General features: G+C 73.0%; 21 protein-coding genes. 7 read left to right on the top strand and 14 right to left on the bottom strand.

The window, feature by feature from the left end:
- Positions 1 to 116: 116 nt before the first annotated feature.
- Complete coding sequence (locus AWQ70_RS15535; protein ID WP_084517123.1) at positions 117 to 995, bottom strand: L,D-transpeptidase family protein; 879 nt, start codon at positions 993 to 995, stop codon at positions 117 to 119.
- A gap of 130 nt (positions 996 to 1,125) precedes the next feature.
- Between AWQ70_RS15535 and AWQ70_RS15530 the strand changes: the two genes are divergently transcribed.
- Positions 1,126 to 1,602, top strand: a complete 477-nt coding sequence (locus tag AWQ70_RS15530) for a YbaK/EbsC family protein (protein ID WP_067176249.1) — start codon at positions 1,126 to 1,128, stop codon at positions 1,600 to 1,602.
- 175 nt (positions 1,603 to 1,777) lie between these two features.
- The gene (locus AWQ70_RS15525; RefSeq protein WP_067176246.1) at positions 1,778 to 2,356 is read left to right on the top strand and encodes a GNAT family N-acetyltransferase; all 579 of its coding nucleotides are present in this window, start codon (positions 1,778 to 1,780) and stop codon (positions 2,354 to 2,356) included.
- 106 nt (positions 2,357 to 2,462) lie between these two features.
- On the opposite strand, the gene metF is transcribed toward AWQ70_RS15525, so the two are convergent.
- Positions 2,463 to 3,395 carry a methylenetetrahydrofolate reductase [NAD(P)H] gene (metF, locus tag AWQ70_RS15520; protein ID WP_067176242.1) on the bottom strand — a complete coding sequence of 311 codons (933 nt, stop codon included), beginning with the start codon at positions 3,393 to 3,395 and terminating at the stop codon, positions 2,463 to 2,465.
- Positions 3,396 to 3,559: 164 nt separating this feature from the next.
- Between metF and AWQ70_RS15515 the strand changes: the two genes are divergently transcribed.
- Positions 3,560 to 4,627, top strand: a complete 1,068-nt coding sequence (locus AWQ70_RS15515) for a polyprenyl synthetase family protein (RefSeq protein ID WP_067176239.1) — start codon at positions 3,560 to 3,562, stop codon at positions 4,625 to 4,627.
- 167 nt (positions 4,628 to 4,794) lie between these two features.
- Here AWQ70_RS15515 and thiE read toward each other — a convergent pair whose 3' ends face one another.
- The 3 genes from thiE to AWQ70_RS15500 form a co-directional block, all read right to left on the bottom strand.
- Positions 4,795 to 5,436, bottom strand: a complete 642-nt coding sequence (thiE, locus tag AWQ70_RS15510; protein WP_218004539.1) for a thiamine phosphate synthase — start codon at positions 5,434 to 5,436, stop codon at positions 4,795 to 4,797.
- Positions 5,437 to 5,492: 56 nt separating this feature from the next.
- On the bottom strand, positions 5,493 to 5,867 hold the full coding sequence (locus tag AWQ70_RS15505; RefSeq protein WP_067176232.1) for an Rv2175c family DNA-binding protein: 375 nt from the start codon (positions 5,865 to 5,867) through the stop codon (positions 5,493 to 5,495).
- 120 nt (positions 5,868 to 5,987) lie between these two features.
- On the bottom strand, positions 5,988 to 7,163 hold the full coding sequence (locus AWQ70_RS15500) for an NAD(P)/FAD-dependent oxidoreductase (protein WP_067176229.1): 1,176 nt from the start codon (positions 7,161 to 7,163) through the stop codon (positions 5,988 to 5,990).
- 498 nt (positions 7,164 to 7,661) lie between these two features.
- Here AWQ70_RS15500 and thiO point away from each other — a divergent pair, with 498 nt between their 5' ends.
- The 4 genes from thiO to pknB all read left to right on the top strand — a co-directional run bounded on the left by thiO (position 7,662) and on the right by pknB (position 11,803).
- On the top strand, positions 7,662 to 8,771 hold the full coding sequence (gene thiO, locus AWQ70_RS15495) for a glycine oxidase ThiO (protein ID WP_245646976.1): 1,110 nt from the start codon (positions 7,662 to 7,664) through the stop codon (positions 8,769 to 8,771).
- Positions 8,768 to 8,968: a sulfur carrier protein ThiS gene (gene thiS, locus AWQ70_RS15490; RefSeq protein WP_067176226.1), complete on the top strand. Its 201-nt coding sequence runs from the start codon at positions 8,768 to 8,770 to the stop codon at positions 8,966 to 8,968. Before thiO ends, thiS begins: the two co-directional genes overlap by 4 nt.
- Positions 8,965 to 9,747, top strand: a complete 783-nt coding sequence (locus AWQ70_RS15485) for a thiazole synthase (RefSeq protein WP_067176222.1) — start codon at positions 8,965 to 8,967, stop codon at positions 9,745 to 9,747. Before thiS ends, AWQ70_RS15485 begins: the two co-directional genes overlap by 4 nt.
- Positions 9,748 to 9,817: 70 nt before the next feature.
- A complete protein-coding gene (pknB, locus tag AWQ70_RS15480; protein ID WP_067176219.1) occupies positions 9,818 to 11,803 on the top strand; it encodes a Stk1 family PASTA domain-containing Ser/Thr kinase in 1,986 nt (661 codons plus the stop codon).
- An 18-nt stretch (positions 11,804 to 11,821) separates the two neighbouring features.
- Here the strand turns inward: pknB and alc are convergent, their stop codons facing one another.
- The 9 genes from alc to AWQ70_RS40530 all read right to left on the bottom strand — a co-directional run bounded on the left by alc (position 11,822) and on the right by AWQ70_RS40530 (position 20,643).
- Positions 11,822 to 12,814, bottom strand: a complete 993-nt coding sequence (gene alc / locus AWQ70_RS15475) for an allantoicase (protein ID WP_067176216.1) — start codon at positions 12,812 to 12,814, stop codon at positions 11,822 to 11,824.
- Positions 12,811 to 14,343, bottom strand: a complete 1,533-nt coding sequence (gene allB, locus AWQ70_RS15470) for an allantoinase AllB (RefSeq protein WP_245646975.1) — start codon at positions 14,341 to 14,343, stop codon at positions 12,811 to 12,813. The genes alc and allB overlap by 4 nt, the downstream gene beginning before the upstream one ends.
- Positions 14,344 to 14,367: 24 nt before the next feature.
- The gene (locus tag AWQ70_RS37625) at positions 14,368 to 15,777 is read right to left on the bottom strand and encodes a glycerate kinase (protein ID WP_084517119.1); all 1,410 of its coding nucleotides are present in this window, start codon (positions 15,775 to 15,777) and stop codon (positions 14,368 to 14,370) included.
- An 82-nt stretch (positions 15,778 to 15,859) separates the two neighbouring features.
- Positions 15,860 to 17,224 carry an 8-oxoguanine deaminase gene (locus AWQ70_RS15460; protein ID WP_067176213.1) on the bottom strand — a complete coding sequence of 455 codons (1,365 nt, stop codon included), beginning with the start codon at positions 17,222 to 17,224 and terminating at the stop codon, positions 15,860 to 15,862.
- Positions 17,221 to 17,802 (bottom strand): (2Fe-2S)-binding protein, encoded by a 582-nt coding sequence (locus AWQ70_RS15455; RefSeq protein WP_067176211.1) that lies wholly within the window; start codon positions 17,800 to 17,802, stop codon positions 17,221 to 17,223. Before AWQ70_RS15455 ends, AWQ70_RS15460 begins: the two co-directional genes overlap by 4 nt.
- Before the next feature lie 46 nt (positions 17,803 to 17,848).
- Complete coding sequence (locus tag AWQ70_RS15450) at positions 17,849 to 18,760, bottom strand: FAD binding domain-containing protein (protein WP_067176419.1); 912 nt, start codon at positions 18,758 to 18,760, stop codon at positions 17,849 to 17,851.
- 5 nt (positions 18,761 to 18,765) lie between these two features.
- Positions 18,766 to 19,665 (bottom strand): factor-independent urate hydroxylase, encoded by a 900-nt coding sequence (gene pucL / locus AWQ70_RS15445; protein WP_067176206.1) that lies wholly within the window; start codon positions 19,663 to 19,665, stop codon positions 18,766 to 18,768.
- Position 19,666: 1 nt separating this feature from the next.
- Positions 19,667 to 20,014 (bottom strand): hydroxyisourate hydrolase, encoded by a 348-nt coding sequence (gene uraH, locus AWQ70_RS15440; protein WP_067176203.1) that lies wholly within the window; start codon positions 20,012 to 20,014, stop codon positions 19,667 to 19,669.
- Positions 20,011 to 20,643, bottom strand: coding sequence for a 2-oxo-4-hydroxy-4-carboxy-5-ureidoimidazoline decarboxylase (locus tag AWQ70_RS40530; RefSeq protein ID WP_067176200.1), 633 nt, complete (start codon positions 20,641 to 20,643; stop codon positions 20,011 to 20,013). Before AWQ70_RS40530 ends, uraH begins: the two co-directional genes overlap by 4 nt.
- Between the last annotated feature and the right edge of the window lie 93 nt (positions 20,644 to 20,736).

Below are 20,736 nucleotides of genomic sequence, written 5' to 3'. Positions count from 1 at the left end.
TTCCCGGCACGCGCGGGGCCCGGCTTCACCGGACGGTCCCGGGGACGGCGAAGGCCCGGGGCAGGACGCCCCGGGCCCGGATGAGCCGCGCCGAGCGAGCGGCGCTCGGCGTGCGGTCAGCGGGCGAACCTGCCGCGCACGTGGACGGGGACGCCGGTCCCGAGCATGCCGGGCAGCATCTCGGCCACGTTCATCGGCAGGCGCACGCAGCCGTGAGACGCGGGATAGAGCGGCACCGACAGCGCGCCGTGCAGGGCGATGCCGCCGTTGAAGAAGATCGGGTTGTAAAGCTGCCCCAGGTAGGACCGGTGCCAACCGCTCCGCCGCCAGGTCGTCTTGTAGTCGCCCGTCGGCGTCCTGGCGCTGCCCGTGAACTTCGTCCGCTTGCCGTTCCACGTCGCGTACTCGGTGTACGGGATCCCGCTTCCGGAGGAGATGTGCGAGATGAGCTTCACCTCGCCCCCGGAGTACAGCACCATGACCTGCTGGGTGAGGTTGACCTCGACCCGGTCCGGCCTGCCGCGCGGCACCAGGACCTTGGGCGCCCTGGGGTTCTCCAGCGCACGCCAGGTGCGGCTCGCCACCGTGCTCGTCGGCTTGATGCCCTGGACCTTCTGGAACGCCCAGAGCGCGGCCTGGGTGGTGCCGCCGTACTTCCCGTCGAGCGGGCCGGGCACGTAGCCGAGCTCCTTCAGCCGCGACTGCAGCGCCTTGACCTCGGCCCCCTTCGAGCCGGGCTTGAGCGTCCGGCCCGGGGCGGTGAACGGCGTGGACCCGGCGGAGGCCGCACGCGCACCCGAGGCGCCCGCGGCCGCCGGCGTCACGAGCGTGGGCGCCATGGCGATCGGCGCCGAGACCGGCGCGGTGGCGGCGACCGGCCGGAGCGCCGCGATGTCCGAACCCGCCTGTCCTGTCCCAGCCGCGCCGCAGCCCGCGAGCGTCACGGCCCCCACCGTGACCAGCGCCGCGGCGGCAGCCCACCGTCGAGCCCCCATTCGGATCAACCCTTTCAGTTATCCCAGTTTTGGATCAAAGGACATTAACGCACGGAACGATGATCCCCGGTACTTCCCATGGGGCTCTAATGCGTGGCTCATGTCCTGTCAACCTGATTAGAGTTGCCTGATGCTGGAAAAGTTGCATCCGAACGTCGCCCGTGTGACAGAGGTCCTCCGTTCTCATGACGTCGAGGGCGATGTGGTGGTTCTTCCCGAATCCGTGCCGACGGCCGCGGCCGCCGCCGAACGGCTCGGCTGCGAGGTGGGGGCGATCGCCAACAGCCTGATCTTCGACGCGGACGGCGAGCCGCTCCTCGTGCTCACCAGCGGCGCCCACCGGGTCGACACGGAGCTGATCGCGAGACTCGTCGGCGCCGCGAAGGTACGGCGGGCCACGCCGGAGTTCGTACGGCGGCACACCGGACAGGCGATCGGCGGCGTGGCGCCGGTGGGACATCCGGCGCCGGTGCGCACCCTGGTGGACACGTGGCTGGCCAAGCACGACGTCGTCTGGGCCGCGGCGGGTCATCCGCACACGGTCTTCCCGACCTCGTTCGACGAGCTGATCGGGATGACCGGCGGCACCGCGGTCGACGTCGAGTGACCACCGGTCCCGCCCCTGTCCACGTGACGTCACAGCCCGCCCCGCCCGGTTTTCGAGCAGAAAGCAGACCCGCATTGGCCATCGCGGAACCCCCGGCGCCCATCGGGCCGGGCCGGCACGACGGCCCGGGCGTCCACTCCGTACGGAGGGACGGGGCCTTCGCCCCGGATGCCCGATGACCGAGACGACAGAGCTGCGGCGGATCGGTCCCGACGAGTTCGTCGAGGTGCTCGACACGGTCCTCGCCATCTATACGGCCGCCATGCGCCCGCCTCCCGACCAGCTCTCCGGCCGTCTCGGCATCATGCGCAATCACGCCACATATCCGCATTTCGTCTGCGTTCTCGCCGAAAGTCCGGAAATCATCGGCTTCGCGTACGGGTTCCACGGGATGCCGGGGCAGTGGTGGCACGACATCGTGGCGAGATCCCTGACGGACCGGTCGGGACCGGCCGTCACCGAGGAGTGGTTCGGCGACGCGCTGGAGATCGCCGAGATCCACGTCCTGCCCGGCCACCAGGGCAGGGGCATCGGCCGCCGGTTGATCCACACGATCTGCGAGGGCCGCCCCGAGCACACGGCGGTGCTCTCGACGCACGACGCTCCGACCGTGGCGCGGCGGCTCTACCGCGACGTCGGTTTCACCGATCTCATGACGGAGTTCGAGTTCCCCGGCGGCCGCGAGATCTACGCGATCGCCGGGACGAAGCTCCCCCTCGCCTCAGGAGACCGCACCGGGCGGACCTACGCCTGACCCCGTTCAGGGACGAACCCCGCCCCCTTGTCCGTAGATCTGCCGGCCGTACGGCGGCGGATCTCACCTCGCCCGGCCGCCGCATGCGCCCGGGCCGGGGAGAGGGTCAGGCGGTGAGCGCGGTGGCGGGGCGCGGGGCCAGCGCCTGGAACACCTCGCGGGTCGCGCTCGACCTGTTGAAGGTGATGAAGTGGATGCCCGGCGCGCCCTCGTCGAGCAGCGTCTGGCACATCTCGGCCGCGTGCTCGACGCCCAGCCGGCGCACCGCGGCCGGATCGTGCGCGACCGCTTCGAAGCGGGCCGCCACCTCCGGCGGGAACGGAGCGCCCGAGAGCTGCTCGGACCGGGCGATCGTGCTCATCTGGGTCACCGGCATGACACCCGGGATGATCGGCGTGTCGCAGCCCATGGCGGCCACCCGGTCCCGCAGGCGGAGGTAGTCCTCGGCGCGGAAGAACATCTGGGTGATCGCGTAATCGGCTCCAGCCCGGCACTTGCGTACGAAGTACTCGGTGTCCGACTCGATCGTCGCGGACCTCGGGTGCTTGTACGGGAAGGCGGCCACGCCCACGCAGAAGTCGCCCGACTGGCGGATCAGCCGCACCAGGTCCTCGGCGTACTGGACGCCCTCGGGGTGCTTGACCCACTCGTCGAGCGGGTTGCCGCCGCGCGGGTCTCCGCGCACGGCCAGGATGTTGCGCACGCCCGCGTCGGCGAACCGGCCGATCAGGTGGCGCAGCTCCTTGATGGAGTGGTCGACGGCGGTGAAGTGCGCGACCGGGGTGAGCGTCGTCTCGTGCGCGAGCCGCTCGACGATGTCGACGGTGCGGTCACGCGTGCTGCCGCCCGCGCCGTACGTCACCGAGACGAAGGTGGGCCGCAGCGCCTCCAGCTCGCGGATCGCCCGCCACAGCTGGCGCTCCCCTTCGTCGGTCTTCGGAGGGAAGAACTCGAACGAGAACGACCGCTCGCCCGCCGCGAGCATCTCGCGGACCGTGGGAACGCGGTCGGGAAGTCGTGACGGGAGACCCAAAGCCATGGTGACAAGGCTACCGTCCCACCCTCCGGCGGTGGCCGGGGCTCTCAGTATGCGGACGGAGGCCGAAATAGTATGCGGACGAAACCCGGTCGCTTCATCACCTCCTGCCACTTATGTCTCCCCAGGTCTCCTCTGCTCGATCTATGCCGGTTACGCTCGGAGACATGACCACTTCCGCCACCTCGCTCGACCTCGTACGTCTCGAAGTGGATCGTTCTCTGCGAAGGTTCCTCGACGACCAGCGACCGTTCTTCGACGACCCCCAGTTCGCCGTGCTGCTGTCCGCCGTGGACGACTTCATCGCCGGTGGGAAGAGGCTGCGCCCCGCCTTCTGTCACTGGGGGTGGCGCGCGGCGGGCGGCGGTGACGAACCGGCGGTCTACACGGCGGCGGCCTCGCTCGAACTCCTGCAGGCCAGCGCCCTCATCCACGACGACGTCATGGACGCGAGCGACCTGCGGCGGGGCATGCCGGCGGCGCACCGCCGCTTCGAGCGGCTGCACGCCGAGTCGGGGTGGCACGGATCGGCGGAGCAGTTCGGCGAGGGGGCGGCGGTGCTGCTCGGCAACCTGCTCCTCATCTGGGCGGGGCAGATGTGGCGGACCAGCGGCGTGCCCGACGACGCCCTCGCCGCCGCGCAGCCGGTCTACGACCACATGCGCACCGAGCTGATGTTCGGCCAGTACCTCGACCTGCTGGAGCAGGCCAAGGGCGAGAGCACCTTCGAGAGCGCGCTGCGCGTCGCGCTGTACAAGAGCGGCAAGTACTCGGTCGAGCAGCCGCTGCGGCTCGGGCTCGTCCTGGCCGCGCGCGGCGTGACCCCCTGGATCGACCGGCTCTGCGTCGAGTACGGCCAGAAGGTCGGCATCGCGTTCCAGCTCCGCGACGACGTCCTCGGGGTCTTCGGCGACCCCGCCGAGACGGGCAAGCCCGCGGGCGACGACCTGCGGGAGGGCAAGCGCACGATGCTGATCGCGCGGACGCTCGCCGGCGCCTCCGCCTCCCAGGCCGAGGTCGTACGCACGCTCCTGGGCGACCCGAAGCTGGACGAGGAGGGTGTCGAGCGACTCCGCCTCGTCATCGAGGAGACCGGGGCGCTGGTCCAGTGCGAGGAGATGATCAAGCGCTATCTCGACGACGCGCTCCGCTCGCTCGAACACGCGCCGATCCGGGCCGAGGCACGCGACGCGCTCGGCGCGCTGGCCGTCGCCGCCACCACGCGGCGCACCTGACCCCGCCCCGGACCGGCCCGCCGGCCACGTCCGCCAGTCCTGCCCCGAGCGCGGTGACCGTCCAGACAGGGTGACCGCGCCGGGCGCGGCCTCCCGTCCAGATGGCACACCGCTTCCGGATGGATGACCTCGACCGGCTCGGCCTTCACCCGCGAGCCGGCGACGGATCAGAGGGGGACGGCGTCGAGGCGGGCCCGCAGCGCGGCCGTCGCCGCCGCCGGATCCTCCGCATCGGTGATCGCCCGTACGACGACGATCCGGCGCACGCCGTGGGACAGGACCTCGTCGAGGTTGCCGAGGTCGATGCCGCCGATGCCGAACCACGGCCGGTCCGTGTCCAGGCGAGAGGCGTGCTCCAGCAGCGCGACCCCCGGCGCCGGGCGGCCGGGCTTCGTCGGCGTCGGCCAGATCGGCCCGCAGCAGAAGTAGTCCACTCCGGCCTCGGACGCCGCCGCCGTCGCCTCGTCCGCCGAGTGGGTGGACCTGCCGATCAGCACGTCGGGCCCGAGGATCTCACGGGCGACGGACACCGGCAGGTCGTCCTGGCCGAGGTGCAGGATGTCGGGGCCAGCCGCGCGGGCGACGTCGGCGCGGTCGTTCACGGCGAGCAGGGCGCCGTGCCGGTCGCAGGCGTCGCGGAAAACCTCGAGGAGCCCGAGCTCCTCGCGCGCCTCCAGCCCCTTTTCACGGAGCTGGACGATGTCCACACCGGCGGCCAGCACGGCGTCGAGGAACTCGGGGAGATCGCCGCGGTCGCGCCGACCGTCGGTGCAAAGGTAGAGCCGGGCATCGGCCAGCCGCTGTCGCAGAGTCACACGACTACGATGCCATGCCCGGCGAATCGGTCAGAATCCGTGAAAACCGGTCAGAACCCGAGCGCCTGCGCCCTGCGCTTGACCTCGGTGTGCCGTCCGGCTCCGATCGCGTCGATCGGCGCCCCCGGTAGCGAGTCGTCGGGCGTGAAGAGCCAGCGGATCGACTCCACCTCGTCGTATCCGGCGTCCGCCAGCACGGTGAGCGTGCCGGACAGACCCTTGAGCACGTCCGTCTGCCCCAGGAACCTCGCTGGAATCTGCGGCCCTCCGGCGCCCCGGCGGGCACCGACGAGCTTCTTGTCCTTCAGTAGCTGCTTGGCGCGGCCGATGGTGAGTCCGAGCCTCTTCGCGACCTCAGAGAGGGGGAGCCACTCCCCTACGAGCTGGTCGGTCTCTCTGTCGATCTGCGCAACAGTAAGCGTCACAAATCCACGATTACCACAGGTGGCCGCCGCAAAACACCTCGATTGCGGAGCGCCCGGTAAAGCCGCTGCCGGTCGGCGGCCGTTCCGGCGTTCCCGGCCGGGCCGCGGCGGCGGACGACGCTAGGGCAGGACGCAGTCGCGCACAGGTGCGGCGGGGTCGGTGATCCTGGCCACGTCCACCCGTCGCCCGGCCTCGATCAGGCGCCGTCCCTGCACGAGGTCGCGGGGGCGGTCGACGGTCAGCACGGCGGCCAGCCGGTCGCCCTCGCCGAGCCAGCACGCCGCCCACTTCCGGTCCTCGCCGGGCCTGCCTCTCAGGACGAGGCGGGCGCCCTCGCGGTATCCGGCGAACTGCACCATCCTGCCGAACTGCTCGGACCAGAAGTACGGGACGGGGTCGTACACGGCGTCCTCGCCGAGCAGGGTGGCGGCGGCGGTGTCCGGGGCGCCGAGCGCGGTGTCCCAGTGCTCGACCCGCATCCTCCTGCCGAACCTGCGCGACCACCAGTTGGCGCAGTCGCCGACGGCGACGACGCCGGGGACCGACGTGCGCAGGTGCTCGTCGACGACGACGCCGTTGTCGAGCTCCACCGGCGAGCCCTTCAGCCACTCGACGGCGGGGCGGACGCCGACACCGGTCACGACGACGTCGGCCGGGATGCGCGCGCCGGACATGAGGGTGATGCCGTCGGGGTCGACCGAGCCGACCATGGCGCCGAGCCTGAGCTCGATGCCCGCCTCGGCGTACCAGCCGGTGGTGTAGCCGCCGACGGTGGTGCCGAGGGCGGCGGCGAGCGGCGTCTCGGCCGCCTCGACGACCGTGACGGAGCATCCGGCCCTCGCCGCGGCGGTGGCGACCTCGGCGCCGATCCAGCCGGCGCCTATGACGGCGACCCGGGTGCCGGGCACGAGCCGGGAGCGCAGCTCGATGGCGTCGTCGATGGTGCGCAGGACGTACTGCCTGCCGTCGCCGCGCAGCCGGATGGGCGTGGCGCCCGTGGCGATGACGAGCCCGTCGTACGCGAGCTCTCCCTCGGTGGTTTCCAGTACGCCGGCCCCGAGCCCCTTGGCGGCGGTTCCGAGGAGCAGCCGCACGTCGAGGGCGTCGAGGTCGGAGTCGACCACGGTGGAGTCGGTCTCTCCGAGCAGCACCGCCTTGGAGAGGGGCGGCCTGTCATAGGGGCGATGACGTTCCTCGCCGATCAGCGTGATCCGGCCGGCGAACCCGTGGGCTCGCAGGGCCTCGATGCTCCGTATCCCGGCCAGGCCGGCGCCTACCACCACGACGTGATCCACGCCCCGACCCTAGATCGGCGACCGGGGCACCCGCCAATGGAGATTTGGTAACGAGTTGGGCAAGTAGCCCGCACGAGGCGGCTTGACCGTGTTGTGCATGACACTCCCGATCAAGACTAGTCTTGAGGCGTAAGACGCGCGGGAGCCCGGTGAGCCGGGCTGAGAGGAGAGCGTACGGAGCGGCGAGGACCGTAGTGAGCGGAGTGGTGGGCGAGGAACGAGCCCCCCGCGAAGCGAACGAGGATCCGAGCGCGACCGTGAACGGAGAGCGGCGAGGACCGTAGTGAGCGGAGTGGTGGGCGAGGAACGAGCCCCCCGCGAAGCGAACGAGGATCCGAGCGCGACCGTGAACGGAGAGCGGCGAGGACCGTAGTGAGCGGAGTGGTGGGCGAGGAACGAGCCCCCGCGAAGCGAACGAGGATCCGAGCGCGACCGTGGATGAGGCTCTCGACCGCCAGAACACCTGATCCGGGTAATGCCGGCGAAGGGAGCGCACTGGTGCGTGGCTGCGACGTGGTCGTCGTGGGTGGTGGCGTGGTGGGCCTGTCGGCCGCGTGGCGCGCCGCCCGGCAGGGCCTTTCCGTGGCGGTGGTGGATCCGGATCCGGGCGCGGGCGCTTCGCACGCGGCGGCGGGGATGCTGGCCCCGGTCAGCGAGGTGACGTACACCGAGGAGCCGTTGTTGCGGCTGGGGCTGGCCTCGTTGGAGAGGTGGCCGGCTTTCCGTGACGCGCTCCAGGAGGAGAGCGGCGTCGACGTCGACTACCGGGCCGAGGGCACACTCGAGGTGGCGTACGGCCCGGACGACATGGCGTACCTGGAGGATCTCGCGGCGTTCGAGGAGACGCTGGGCCTTCCGGTGGAGCGGTTGACGGGGCGGGAGTGCCGCAGGCTGGAGCCGATGTTGTCGCCGTCGGTGCGCGGCGGGCTGCTGGCGGCGGGCGACGCGTGGGTGAATCCGCGCCGGGTGGTGCGGGCGCTGATGGTCGCGTTCGAGCGGGCGGGCGGCGCGCTGGTGCGTGAGCGGGTGACGGAGCTCCTCATCGAGGATGGCGAGGCCCCCGGGGTGCGGCTGGCGTCGGGTGAGGTGCGGCGGGCGGCGCGGGTGGTGCTCGCGGCCGGTTCCTGGTCCGCGGCGCTCGCGCCCGGCCTGCCGGTGCGGCCGGTGAAGGGCCAGATCCTGCGGTTGCGCGGCCCGAAAGGTTTTCTGACGCGGTGTGTGCGGGGGATGGTGCACGGGTCGCCCGCGTACCTGGTGCCCCGGGGCGACGGCGAGATCACGCTCGGCGCGACGGTCGAGGAGCTGGGGTTCGACGGCCGGGTGACGGCGGGCGGCGTCTACGAGCTGCTGCGCGACGCGCGTGAGCTGGTGCCGGGCATCACGGAGCTGGAGCTGGCCGAGACGACGGTCGGCTTCCGGCCCGGTACGCCCGACAACCTGCCGCTGATCGGTCCGGCGGTCGCGCCGGGCGTGATCGCGGCCACCGGGCATCACCGCGGCGGTGTGCTGCTGGCGCCGGTCACCGCGGACGCGGTCACGGCGTTCTTGACGGGCGGCGACGTGCCGGACGCCGTCCGGTCCTGCGATCCGGAAAGGGACCTGCGATGAAGGTGACGATCAATGGAGACGCCGGCGAGCTGCCCGAGGGCGCGACGGTGGCGCACGCCGTGCAGTCGCTCACGGCGATGACGAGCGGTGTCGCGGTGGCGGTCAACGACGTGGTGGTGAGCAGGGGCGCGTGGGAGTCGACCTCGCTGTCCGAGAACGACCGGGTCGAGGTGCTGACGGCGGTGCAGGGAGGATGACGGTGAACGACACGGACGACGCGCTGGTCCTGGGCGGGGAGAAGTTCGCCTCGCGTCTGATCATGGGCACCGGGGGCGCGCCATCGCTGGACGTGCTCGACCGCGCGCTCGGGGCGTCCGGCACCGAGCTGACCACGGTCGCCATGCGCAGGCTCGACCCGGCGGTCCAGGGGTCGGTGCTGGACGTGCTGCGCCGGCGCGGCATCAAGGTCCTGCCGAACACGGCGGGCTGCTACACGGCGGGCGAGGCGGTGCTGACCGCGCGGCTGGCCAGGGAGGCCCTGGAGACGAACTGGGTGAAGCTGGAGGTCATCGCCGACGAGCGGACCCTGCTGCCCGACCCGATCGAGACGTTCGACGCGGCCGAGCGGCTGGTGGCGGACGGTTTCGTCGTGCTGCCGTACATCGGTGACGACCCGGCGCTCGCCCGCAGGCTGGAGCAGGCGGGGTGCGCGGCGGTGATGCCGCTGGGGGCGCCGATCGGGTCCGGTCTGGGCATCCGCAACCCGCACAGCATCGAGCTGATCGTGGAGGCGGCCTCGGTCCCGGTGATCCTCGACGCGGGCCTCGGCACCGCGAGCGACGCCGCGCTGGCGATGGAGCTGGGCTGCGACGCCGTGCTGCTGGCGACGGCGGTGACGCGGGCCCAGCGGCCGGAGCTGATGGCGGCCGCGATGCGCTCGGCGGTCGAGGCGGGGCGGTCGGCGCGACTGGCGGGCCGTATCCCCCGGCGCCGGTACGCCGAGGCGTCCTCACCTTCGTTGCCGAGGTTCGCATAACGTTCAGAAACGGTCTCGTTTTGGGTCCGGAAAGCCCTACCCATCGCAAAGGAGCCGTAAACTCAGGCGGGTGGACACGACGCTGACAGACCCGTTGGTGGGGCGACTGCTCGACGGGCGTTATCGCGTCGAGTCCCGGATCGCCCGGGGCGGAATGGCCTCTGTCTATCTGGCTCTGGACGTCCGGCTCGACCGCACGGTGGCACTCAAGGTGATGCACCGCTCCCTCGCGGAGGACCCGCAGTTCGTCAGGCGGTTCATCGGCGAGGCGAAGTCGGTCGCGAGCCTGTCGCACCCCAACGTGGTGCAGGTCTTCGACCAGGGCACGGACGGGGCCATCGTCTACCTGTCCATGGAGTACGTGCCGGGCAAGACCCTGCGCGACGTGCTGCGCGACCGCGGGCCGCTGCCCGCGCGCGAGGCGCTGGAACTCCTGATCCCGGTCCTCGCCGCCCTCGGCGCGGCCCACCAGGCGGGCATGGTCCACCGGGACGTCAAGCCGGAGAACGTGCTGCTCGCCGACGACGGCCGGGTGAAGGTCGTGGACTTCGGCCTGGCCCGCGCCGTCGAGGCGAGCAACCAGACCAAGACCGGCATGATGATCGGCACGATCGGCTACATGTCGCCCGAGCAGGTGACCTCCGGGGTCGCGGACGCCCGCAGCGACGTCTACGCGGCCGGGGTGATGCTGTTCGAGCTGATCACGGGGCGTCCGCCGTACGAGGGCGAGACGCCGATGTCCGTCGCCTACCGGCACGTGCACGACAGCGTCCCGGCGCCGTCCTCGGTCGTCGCCGGCGTCCCCCCGCAGGTCGACGCCCTGGTGAGCGCGGCGACCGACAGGGACCCGGCCCGCCGCCCCGGCGACGCGACCGCGATGCTGGTGGCCGCCGTCGAGGCGCACCGTACGCTGCCGCGCGGGCACACCGGTCAGCACTCCGTGCCGCACGCCCCGGTCGCCGGGGGGCCGGGGACTCCCAGCGGTCCCGTCCTGCCGGGGCTCTCCGGCGGCGGCACCGCGAGCACGCCCGGCACCACGTACGCCACCGGGGCGAACACGTCGGACATGGCCGGCCACACGATGATCCAGCCGAAGCCCGACCTGGTGACGGCGTCGGCCGCGCAGCCGTCCCGGTCTCGGCGGCGGGGGCGGTCGACCTGGTTCATCGTCGGGCTCGCGCTGGTGATGGTCGCGGCCATCGCGTTCACCGCCTTCTGGTTCTCCCGCGCGAGCTACACGAACGTGCCCGGGAACCTGATCGGGCAGAACATCCTGGCGGCCAGGCAGCAACTGGAGAACGCCGGCTTCCAGGTCAAGATCGGCGAGGCCAGGTTCGACGAGAAGGTCGGGAAGGACCGCGTCCTGGAGGTCACCCCCGCCCAGGGCGCCGAGGTGGAGAAGGGCGCGCTGCTGACCCTGGTGGCGTCGGCGGGCCCGGAGACCGTCCCGGTGCCGAACCTCGAGAAGCTGAGCGAGGGAGACGCCAAGGTCAAGATCGCCGAGGCCGGTCTGACGGTCGGCCGGGTGAGCAAGATGGCGAGCGACACCATCGCGCGCGATCTCGTCGTACGCACGAAGCCGCCGGTCGGCGAGCGGGTGCGCAAGGGCGCGACCATCGACCTGGTGGTCAGCGCGGGCCTGCTGATGCCGGACGTCTCGCAGATGACGAAGGACCAGGCGGTGCAGTTCCTTCAGGAGAAGGGCTTCAACGTCCAGGTCGACGAGACGGCCGACAGCACCGCGCCGGGCACCGTGATCGCCCAGGAGCCGGCCGCGGGCGCCGAGGTCACGGCCGGGGCCGCGGTGCGGCTGACCGTCTCGAAGGGACCGGACACCGGCTGGCACTGGCCGTGGGAGACCGACGACTCGCTGGCGCAGCCCGACTTCGTGAACGTCCCCGACGTGCGGCTCAAGGCCGTCCAGGACGGCAAACGCGAGCTCGAGGCGGCCGGGTTCAAGGTCAAGCTGCGCAAGCTGATGGGCGGGCAGCGCATCGTGGGCGAGAACCCGCTCGGGCAGCAGCCGATGGGCTCCGAGATCACCCTCTGGTACTGACCGGCGGGCCGGGCGCGATCAGGGCCCGGGGCGGCGGGGGGCCGGGTCGCCGAGCAGCGAGCCGAGCAGCCGCAGCCGGGCCATCCCGCCGTCGGGGAAGATGTCGAGCCGGGCGTGGGTCAGCGGGCGGGCGTCGTCGAGGCGGAACCGGTGCCGGGTGTCGGGCTGGAGCCGGGTCTTCGGCAGCAGGGTGAACCAGGCGTCCTCGTCGTCGAGCGCCGCCGACCGGGCGTCCACGCCCCGGAGCGTCGCCGCGCCCGGCGCGTTGAACACCAGGTTCGCCGTGTCCAGCTCGGCCACGGCGACGGTTCCCGCGCCGGCCAGGGCGACGACCAGCCAGTCGTTGCCGCCGTCGCGCCGTCGCGCGGTCTCCCAGCCGTCGGCCTGGTTCGCGGCGAGCCCCGGGGCGAGGACGTTGCCGGGCGACGAGTAGAACTCGTCCGAGCAGGCGACGACGACCGCCCCGTTCTCCAGCGCGGCGAGATCGACGGTCAGGCCGGACAGAAACCGCGGATCGGGCACCACTTCGCCGTGCACCCGCAGCCGGGCCACGCCGCCGTCGGGGAAGATGTTCAACCGTACGTGCGTGAACCGGCGCGGGTCGGCGACCCCGAACTCGTGGGCGGTGTCGCCCTTGAGCGGGACGCGCGGCACGATCTCCACCCATCCGGTCAGCTCGTCCGGGGCCGGATAGCCGTCCGCCGCGCACGCCTCGACCGACGCGAAGGGCGGATAGTTGCCCTTGAACCAGGCGGTGTCGATCACGACCGCGCTGATCACGCCGGGCAGGCCGAGCCGCACCACGGCCCAGTCGTGGCCGGGCTCGCGCCGCCGCCGGGTCTCCCACCCGTCGTAGACCTGGCCCTTCGCCCCGAACGTACGCGGCCGGAACTCGGCCGGGCCCGGCCTGATCAGGGCCTCCTTCTCCGCGAACGACTCGTCGCTCGCGGCCACCACTGAGCCGCCGTACGAGCGGAGCGCGAGGTCGGGGAGCCTGCCGAGATCCGTCATCCGCTCCCCTCCCGGGCGAGGAGCCTGCCGCGCGGGGTGACGAGGTCGGCCGGACGGCCGCCCAGCCAGGTGCGGACGACCACGCCCGTCAGCGTCCTGCCGTCGTAGGGGGACACGGGGTGCCTGTGGTGCAGCGCCGCCGCGTCGACGGTGAACCGCCCCTCCGGGTCGAAGGCGACCAGGTCCGCGTCCGCCCCTGGCCGGATCACCCCCTTGTACGGCAGGCCCACCAGCGCCGCCGGCCCCTCCGCCATCCACCGCACGACGTCGCTCAGGCCGTGGCCGCGTTCGCTCGCCGACGTCCAGACGACGGGGAGGCCGAGTTGCAGCGAGGAGATCCCTCCCCAGGCGGCGGCGAAGTCGGGCACCTTGAGATCGGGTGTGGAGGGCGAGTGGTCGGAGACGACGCCCATCAGCACACCGTCGGCGAGCCCCTGCCAGAGGGCGTCGCGGTTGGCGGCCTCCCTGATCGGGGGACAGCACTTGTAGGCGGGCCCGCCGACCTCCTCGGCGGTCAGGGTGAGGTAGTGCGGGCACGTCTCCGCGCTGACCCGCACGCCGTCCCGCCGGGCCGCCCGCAGCGGGTCGAGGCAGGAGGCGGACGAGACGTGCACGATGTGGGCGCGGGCCCCGGTCTCGGCGGCCAGTTCGATGACCTGCTCGACCGCTCTCCGCTCGGCCTCCGCAGTACGAGATGCCAAGAAGTCCTGATATGTCGGGCCGAGCGGGTCGGTGAGGACGGCGGGATCCTCGGCATGGACGATCATCAGCCCGTCGAACGACGCGAGGGTCCGCAGGGCCTCCCGCAGCCCGGCACGGTCCAGGGCCGGGAACTCGTCCACCCCGGACGGCGAGAGGAAACACTTGACGCCGAAGACCCCCGCCCGGTGCATGGGCTCCAGCTCGGCCGTGTTGCCGGGGACGGCCCCGCCCCAGAACCCGACGTTCACGTGGCACCGCCCTTCGGCGGCCCGCCGCTTGATCTCCAGCGCGGCCACGCTCACGGTGGGCGGCAGCGTGTTGAGCGGCATGTCCACGATGGTGGTGACGCCCCCGGCGGCCGCCGCCCGGGTCGCCGAGGCGAACCCCTCCCAATGCGTCCGGCCGGGCTCGTTGACGTGGACGTGGGTGTCGACCAGGCCGGGCAGCAGCGCCACGTCCCCCAGGTCCACCGTCTCCCGCGCCACCCGGGGCACCCGCGAACCGGCTCCCCGGGACGGGTCGTCCGCCGAATCCGTCGTGGACGCGCCGGCCCCGCCGCTCACCCGCGAAGCCGCCTCCCCCGCCGTCCCGCCGCCGCGCGCCCCCGGCGGTCCGCCGGAGTGCGGCGGCGAATCGTACGGGAGCAGGGCGGCGATCTTCCCGTCCCGTACGGCCACCGCGAGCGGCCGCACCCCTTCCGGGGTGACCACCCGGCGAGACCGCACGACCAGGTCGAACTCGGGAGGCTCGGCCGTGCCGGGCGGGCGGAACGTCATCGTGCCGGCGGCGGGGGGCTGCGCCCGCCCGGGGACCGGAGGCTCAACCATGGCGGACTCGCGGGCAGGGGCGGATCATGCGGGACCTCCCTGGGTGTCCTCGTGCTCGCCCCGCCGGGCGGAGGGAGACACGCGGCCTGGAGAAGGACGGCCGGGCGTGGCAGCACCCCCGGACGGGGAAAGGTGGTCGGAGGCGATGAGCGCGGCCAGCCGCTCCAGCAGCGGCCCCGGCTCCGCCATGCACTTCTCGACGTCGGGTTCGAGATCCGTCAGCGCGTACGCGGCCGCGATGCCCGCCGCGCGCAGGTCCTCGTCGGAGATCGACCGGCGGCCGCAGACCGCGACGACCGGCACCCCGTGCTTGGCCGCCGCCGATGCCACGCCCAGCGGCGCCTTGCCGCGCAGGGACTGCTCGTCGAGCGAGCCCTCGCCGGTGATCACCAGCCGGGCCCCCTCGACGTGCCGGTCGAACCCCAGCAGGTCGAGGAGGTACTCGATGCCGGGACCGACCTCGGCGTGCAGGAAGGCCAGCGCCGCGAAGCCGACGCCTCCGGCCGCTCCGGCTCCGGGCCGTCCGGCGACGCCCATCGCGCGTACGACGCCGTCGTGCTCGACGGCTCCCACGACTCCGTGCGTGTGCGCGGCGACGGCGGCGAGCCGGGCCAGGCCCGTTTCCAGCACCGCCACGTCCTCGGGTCCGGCCCCCTTCTGCGGGCCGTACACGGCCGCTGCGCCCTGCGGCCCGAGGAGGGGGTTGTCCACGTCACCGGCGACCACGAACTCGACGTCGGCGAGATCGCGCCCGGAATGGCCGTGGCCGTGACCGTGCCCGTGCGCCCCCGGGACCTCGTGCGCGGGGCGTGCCTCCCCCTTCCCCTGCTCGGAAGCGCGGCCGGAGCCGAAGTCCGACTGCTCGGAACTGCGGCCGGAGCCGTAGGCCGACTGCCCGGAAGCGCGGCCGGAGCCGAAGGCCGACAGGTCGATCTTCGCGAGGTTCCGGAGGGCGGCTCCGCCGAGGGGCAGCTCCTCTCCGTCCTCGTCGAGCAGCCGGGCGCCGAGCGCCTGGAGCATGCCCGCGCCTCCGTCCGTGCACGCGCTGCCACCGAGGCCGAGCACGACCTTGCGCGCGCCGTGCCGTACGGCGTGAGCGATCAGCTCGCCGGTGCCGTAGCTCGTGGCCGTGAGCGGGGCGGGCTCACCGGACAGCAGCCGCAGGCCGGACGCCTCGGCCAGCTCGATCACGGCGAGGCCGTCCCGCGTGGCGTAGGAAGCGCGGACGCGGTCACCGGCGGGGCCGGTCACCTCGACCTCGACCCGGGTGAAACCGCAGGCCACGACCGCGTCCACCGTGCCGTCGCCGCCGTCGGCCACCGGGATCGCCACGGAGGGCACGTCGCCCAGTCCCGTGGCGAGCCGCGCGGCCACGTCGGCGGCGCTCAACGACCCCCTGAACTTGTCCGGCGCGATGACGACGTGGTCCCTCATTTGCTGCTCTCCTGGATCGGGCCGACGATGACGATCCATCATCGCCGAACGGCGGGACACCGGTGCGACGGGCGGGCGGGCGTCATGTGAGGGCCGCCGTCAGGCGCCGATGCGCCGCCGCCCCCGCCCTGGCGGCCTCCGCCCCGGAGACCGTGCGGAGCTCGCCGTCCTCGACCACGGTCCGCCCGCCCACCATCAGCCGGGCCAGCGGCGGCGTGGCGCCGTACGCGAGGGCGACCACGGGGTCGTCGATCGCGGCGAAGAAGCCGTCCAGCCGCCAGAGGGCGATGTCGGCCAGCTTGCCCGGCTCCAGCGTCCCGATCTCCGCCTCGCGGCCCAGGCAGCGCGCCCCGCCGAGGGTGGCGAGCTCCAGCGCCTGCCGCGCGGTCAGGGCGTCCGGGCCGTGGAGGGCACGCTGGGTCAGCATGGCGGTTCTGATCTCCCCGGCCAGCGTGGTCATCTCGCTCGACGCGGTGCCGTCGACGCCGAGGCCCACGGGCGCTCCCGCGCGCAGCAGGTCGCGGACCCGGGCGACGCCCGAGCCGAGACGGCCGTTCGACGACGGGCAGTGCGCGGTGCCCGTGCCGGTCTCGGCGAACCTCCGGATGTCCTTGTCGGTCAGGTGGACGCAGTGGGCCAGCCAGACGTCGGGTCCGAGCCAGCCGAGCCGGTCGAGGTACTCGACCGGCAGGACGCCGAACCGCTCCAGACAGTGCTCGTCCTCGTCCCTGCTCTCGGCGATGTGCGTGTGCAGCCGTACGCCGTGGGAGCGCGCCAGCTCGGCGGACCGGACCATCAGCGCGCCGCTCACGGAGAAGGGCGAGCAGGGGGCGACGGCGACCCGGAGCATCGACCCGAACGACGGATCGTGATATTTCCCGATCGCGTCCTCGGTGGCGGCGAGGATCTCGTCGATGTCCTCCACGATCTCGTCCGGCGGCAGGCCCCCGTGGGATCGGCCGCGGTCCATCGATCCCCTGCACGGGTGGAACCGCAGGCCGACCTCGCGGGCCGCCTCGATCTCCGCGTCGAACAGGTCGCCGCGTCCCTTCGGAAAGATGTAGTGGTGGTCGGTCGTGGTGGTGCAGCCCGACGCGGCCAGCCAGGCGAGCCCCGCCGTGGCCGCGCCGTTCACCACCTCGGCGTCCATCCGGGCCCACAGCGGATAGCTCGCGACCAGCCATTCGAACAGGGTCCCGTCGGGGGCGAGCCCCTGCGTCGCCCACTGGTAGAGATGGTGGTGGGCGTTGACCAGGCCGGGCGTCGCCAGGCACCCGCTCCCGTCCACGCGTACGGCCTCGGCCGGCGCGGCCGGCGCCGGGCCCGGGCCGACCGCGGTGATGCGATCGCCTTCGACCAGGATGTGCCCGGCGGGGATCTCGGGGCCGGCCACGGGGACGATGTACGCGTTCTCGATGACCACACGGGGAAGCGCTCGGTCGGTCATCGGCCCCTCCCGGCGGGCGCCCCGCCGTCCCCGGCGCCGCGGTCGGCGAGGGCGCGGGCCGCGGCGAGCCGTACGGCGTCGAGGATCTTCTCGTATCCCGTGCACCGGCACAGGTTGCCGGCCAGGGCCTCGCGGATCTCGGCGTCCTCCGGCACGCGGGACGCGCCCGCGATCAGCGAGTGGGCCTGCACGACGAGTCCCGGCGTGCAGAACCCGCACTGTACGGCTCCCGCCTCGACGAAGCAGCGCTGCACCTCGTCCAGCTCGTCCGCACCCGGGCCCGGCCGGGCGTCCGGGCGTTTCCGCTCGGGGCCGCCCCGGCGCCGCGCGCCTCCCCCGGAGGAGAGGCCCTCCACGGTCACGACCTCGCGTCCCTCGGCCTGCCCCGCCGCCACCAGGCACGCGCACACGGTGACCCCGTCGAGGTAGACGGTGCAGGAGCCGCACTCGCCCTGCTCGCAGGCGTTCTTCGCGCCGGGCAGGCCGAGCCGCTCGCGCAGGACGTACAGCAGGCTCTCGCCCTCCCAGACGTCGTCGGCGGTCATCGGCTCGCCGTTGACGGACACGTTCACCCGCATCGGACCTCCCCCGGAAGGCTCATCGGGGACTTGACGTTCATCCGGCTCACCCGGTCTCCTCGTTCCGTCGCTCGGTCCCCGGCCCGGCACCGCCGGGCGAGGCGATGTGGTCGGCCCACGCCCAGCCGAGGGCGCGGCGCGCCATCACGGCCAGCGCGTGCCGCCGGTAGTCCGCCCGCCCGCGCACGTCGTCGATCGGCGACGCCGCCGCCGCGACCCGCTCGCCGAACTCGCCGGCGAGCGCGGGGTCGAGCGCTCCCCCGCCGTCCCAGTCGAGCTCGGACGCGAGGAGCTCCTCCGCCGCGTACGCCCGGCGAGGGGTGGGGGCGGCGGAGCCGATGCCGGTCCCGGCACGCCGCGCCCGCACGTCCAGGGCGACGGCGAAGGAGCACACGGCGATCACCATCGCGTTCCTGGTGCCGACCTTGCAGAAGTGCTGCGGGCCGGCGGCCGGGGGGACGCGGACCGCGCGGATCAGCTCGTCGGCCTCCAGCGCGTTGCGCTTCACACCCGTGTAGAACTCGGCGATCGGGATGAGCCGTGTCCCGCGCACCGACTCCGCCTCGACCAGCGCTCCGGACGCGAGCAGCGGCGGATGGCCGTCCCCGGCGGGCGAGGCGGCCCCCAGGTTGCCCGCGAGCGTGCCCCTGTTCCTGATCTGGGGCGAGCCGACGGTACGCGACGCCTGCGCGAGCCCCGGCAGCCACCCGCCCAGCTCCGCGATCAGCCGCGCGTACGTCACGGCGGCGCCCACGCGGAGCATCGGCGCGGGGCCGGCCGTCCAGGACCATCGGGCGAGCTCGGCGACGGGGTTCAGGTCGAGGAGGGCCGCCGGGCGTCCCTTGTCGAGGTTGATCTCGACCATCACGTCCGTGCCGCCCTGGATCGGCGTGGCGTCCGGCCTGGCGGCCTTCATCGCCAGGGCCTCCTCCCATGTGGCGGGGCGCAGGAAGTCCATCGCCGTCAGTCCCACGCCGGTCCGGCGCCGGGGGCGTCGTCGCGCAGGACCGCCCCCTCGATCAGTCCGTACGGCCGGTCGGCGGCGAGGTAGACCTCGTCGGGGTTGTCCAGCCCGAAGGGCGCCAGGTCGACCAGGAAGTGGTGCCTGTTCGGCAGCGACAGCCGTACCTCGCAGATCTCGGGGCAGTCGGCGAGCACGCGGGCGCCCATGGCGTAGAGCGTCTGCTGGAGGGAGCGGCTGTAGGTGCCGGCGAAGGCCGCGAGCAGCGCCTGGCGGACGCTCTCGTACGACTTGTCCCAGTCGGTCGCGGCTCCGCGTCCGCCGTCCGGCGCGGGGTCGCCTGAGGGAACGGCGCCGTGCCTCCATGACGCGTTCACGGCGGTGGCGAGGACGCGGTCGCCGGTCTCCGCGAGGGTCGTGTACGGGTCCTTGGCGAACCCCCGGAACTCGGAGTTCGTCGTGTTGAGCACGACGAGGTCGCGCAGGCCGCTCACCATCCAGGTGCCGGACCCGTCGTGGTGGGCGACGCAGGTGCGCACCTCGGTCCCCGACCGCACGAAGGAGTGCCCGGAGCCGGCGTTGCGCTCCCAGCCGTACTCCTCGACCGCCACCCGCGCCCTGTGCACGGACGGCTGGGAGTCCACGAAGTGCCTGGCCAGCAGCAGGGCGAAGTCCTCGATCGCGCCGACGCCGTGTCTCCTGGCGAACGCGTACACGGTGTTCTTCTGGGCGTCGGTGGTGAGCACGGCGGAGTTGTCGCCGGTCAGGTGCACGTCGTCCATCGCTCCGGACAGCGACGTGCTGACATTGAGATCCTTGAGGCGGTGGGCGTCGCCGTGCCGGGTGACCCTGACCACCCTGGTCTCGGCCTTGCCGTACCGGTTGGGACCCAGGATGATCACGTCAGCTCCCGCGGTAGGTCGAATAGGCGTACGGGCTGAGCAGCAGCGGCACGTGGCAGTGCCGGTCGTGCTCCGTGACGGTGAAGACGACGCTGACCTCGGGGAAGAACGCGCCGTCCCCCAGGTACTCCCCCGTGTGGAAGACCAGCCGGTAGGTGCCCGGACGCGGGTCCACCCCCTCGACCCACTCCGCGCTGACCGGCGACCACTCCCGGATCCGGCCGTCCTCGTCCGTACGGCCCTCGGCGGCGGCCAGGAAGCCGTGCACGGTCATGCGCGAGAGCCGGACGAGCACGCCCTCCGCGGGCAGCCCCTTGGCGGTGTCGAGGACGTGCGTGGAGAGGCTCACCCGCCGGTCACCGCCTTCTGCAGGCGCAACCGGACGATCTCGGCGAGCTCGGCGCGGACGATCGTGCGCTCGGACTCCTCGTCGTTCGCGAGCCGGGCGAGCAGCAGGCCGAGCATCTCCTCGGCGCTCCTGCCGGTGGCCCGGACGAGATAGACGTGGCCGAACCGCTCCTCGTAGACGGCGTTGCCCTTGGCGATGGCGTCGAGCACGGCCGGGGACGCGCCCGCCGTCCCGGACTGCTCGCTCCTGGACCAGGCCGCCTCACGCCGGAGACCCGCCGAACCGGCTCCGGCACCCGCCCCCTCGTGCCCGGCGCCCGCGGGGTCCGCCCGTCCTCGCGCCTCGTGCCCCGTGCCCGCGGGGTCCGCCCGTCCTCGCGCCGCCTCGTGCCCCGTGCCCGCGGGGTCCGCCGTCTCGTGCCCGGCGCCCGCCGGGCCCGCGCGCTCGCCGATGCGGGGATGCGCCGCGAGCGCCTCCTTTATGTCGGCCCAGTCCAGCGCCGCGAGCGCCGCCTCTCCTGCCGCCACCAGCGCGGCGAGGTCGGCGTACGGCTGCCGCGCCGCGACGGCGGCCATCCAGGTCGTGGACGCGCAGCAGGACCGCAGCTCGTCCTGGCTGAGTTCTCGCATGCCAGCAGTCAACATCGCGGCGAAGGGCGGGTCTAGCAGCGCGAACGCACAACCGCTCCGTCATGTCCCGGTCCTGGTTTGTACGTTGCCACA

Origin of the sequence: Microtetraspora niveoalba, assembly GCF_001570405.1 — a bacterium.
In the GTDB taxonomy this organism is placed as follows: domain Bacteria; phylum Actinomycetota; class Actinomycetes; order Streptosporangiales; family Streptosporangiaceae; genus Microtetraspora; species Microtetraspora niveoalba.
The sequence above is the reverse complement of the archived record's forward strand: the minus strand, read 5'-3'. Positions and strand labels throughout refer to the sequence as shown.

Coding starts and splice junctions, on each gene's coding strand:
- AWQ70_RS15515 (WP_067176239.1), top strand. CDS start 3,560: ATGACCACTTCCGCCACCTCGCTCGACCTCGTACGTCTCGAAGTGGAT.
- AWQ70_RS15530 (WP_067176249.1), top strand. CDS start 1,126: ATGCTGGAAAAGTTGCATCCGAACGTCGCCCGTGTGACAGAGGTCCTC.
- AWQ70_RS15525 (WP_067176246.1), top strand. CDS start 1,778: ATGACCGAGACGACAGAGCTGCGGCGGATCGGTCCCGACGAGTTCGTC.
- AWQ70_RS15450 (WP_067176419.1), bottom strand. CDS start 18,760: ATGGACTTCCTGCGCCCCGCCACATGGGAGGAGGCCCTGGCGATGAAG.
- AWQ70_RS15460 (WP_067176213.1), bottom strand. CDS start 17,224: ATGACCGACCGAGCGCTTCCCCGTGTGGTCATCGAGAACGCGTACATC.
- metF (WP_067176242.1), bottom strand. CDS start 3,395: ATGGCTTTGGGTCTCCCGTCACGACTTCCCGACCGCGTTCCCACGGTC.
- AWQ70_RS15485 (WP_067176222.1), top strand. CDS start 8,965: ATGACGGTGAACGACACGGACGACGCGCTGGTCCTGGGCGGGGAGAAG.
- AWQ70_RS15535 (WP_084517123.1), bottom strand. CDS start 995: ATGGGGGCTCGACGGTGGGCTGCCGCCGCGGCGCTGGTCACGGTGGGG.
- alc (WP_067176216.1), bottom strand. CDS start 12,814: ATGACGGATCTCGGCAGGCTCCCCGACCTCGCGCTCCGCTCGTACGGC.
- thiS (WP_067176226.1), top strand. CDS start 8,768: ATGAAGGTGACGATCAATGGAGACGCCGGCGAGCTGCCCGAGGGCGCG.
- AWQ70_RS15455 (WP_067176211.1), bottom strand. CDS start 17,802: ATGCGGGTGAACGTGTCCGTCAACGGCGAGCCGATGACCGCCGACGAC.
- AWQ70_RS40530 (WP_067176200.1), bottom strand. CDS start 20,643: ATGCGAGAACTCAGCCAGGACGAGCTGCGGTCCTGCTGCGCGTCCACG.
- AWQ70_RS37625 (WP_084517119.1), bottom strand. CDS start 15,777: ATGAGGGACCACGTCGTCATCGCGCCGGACAAGTTCAGGGGGTCGTTG.
- allB (WP_245646975.1), bottom strand. CDS start 14,343: ATGGTTGAGCCTCCGGTCCCCGGGCGGGCGCAGCCCCCCGCCGCCGGC.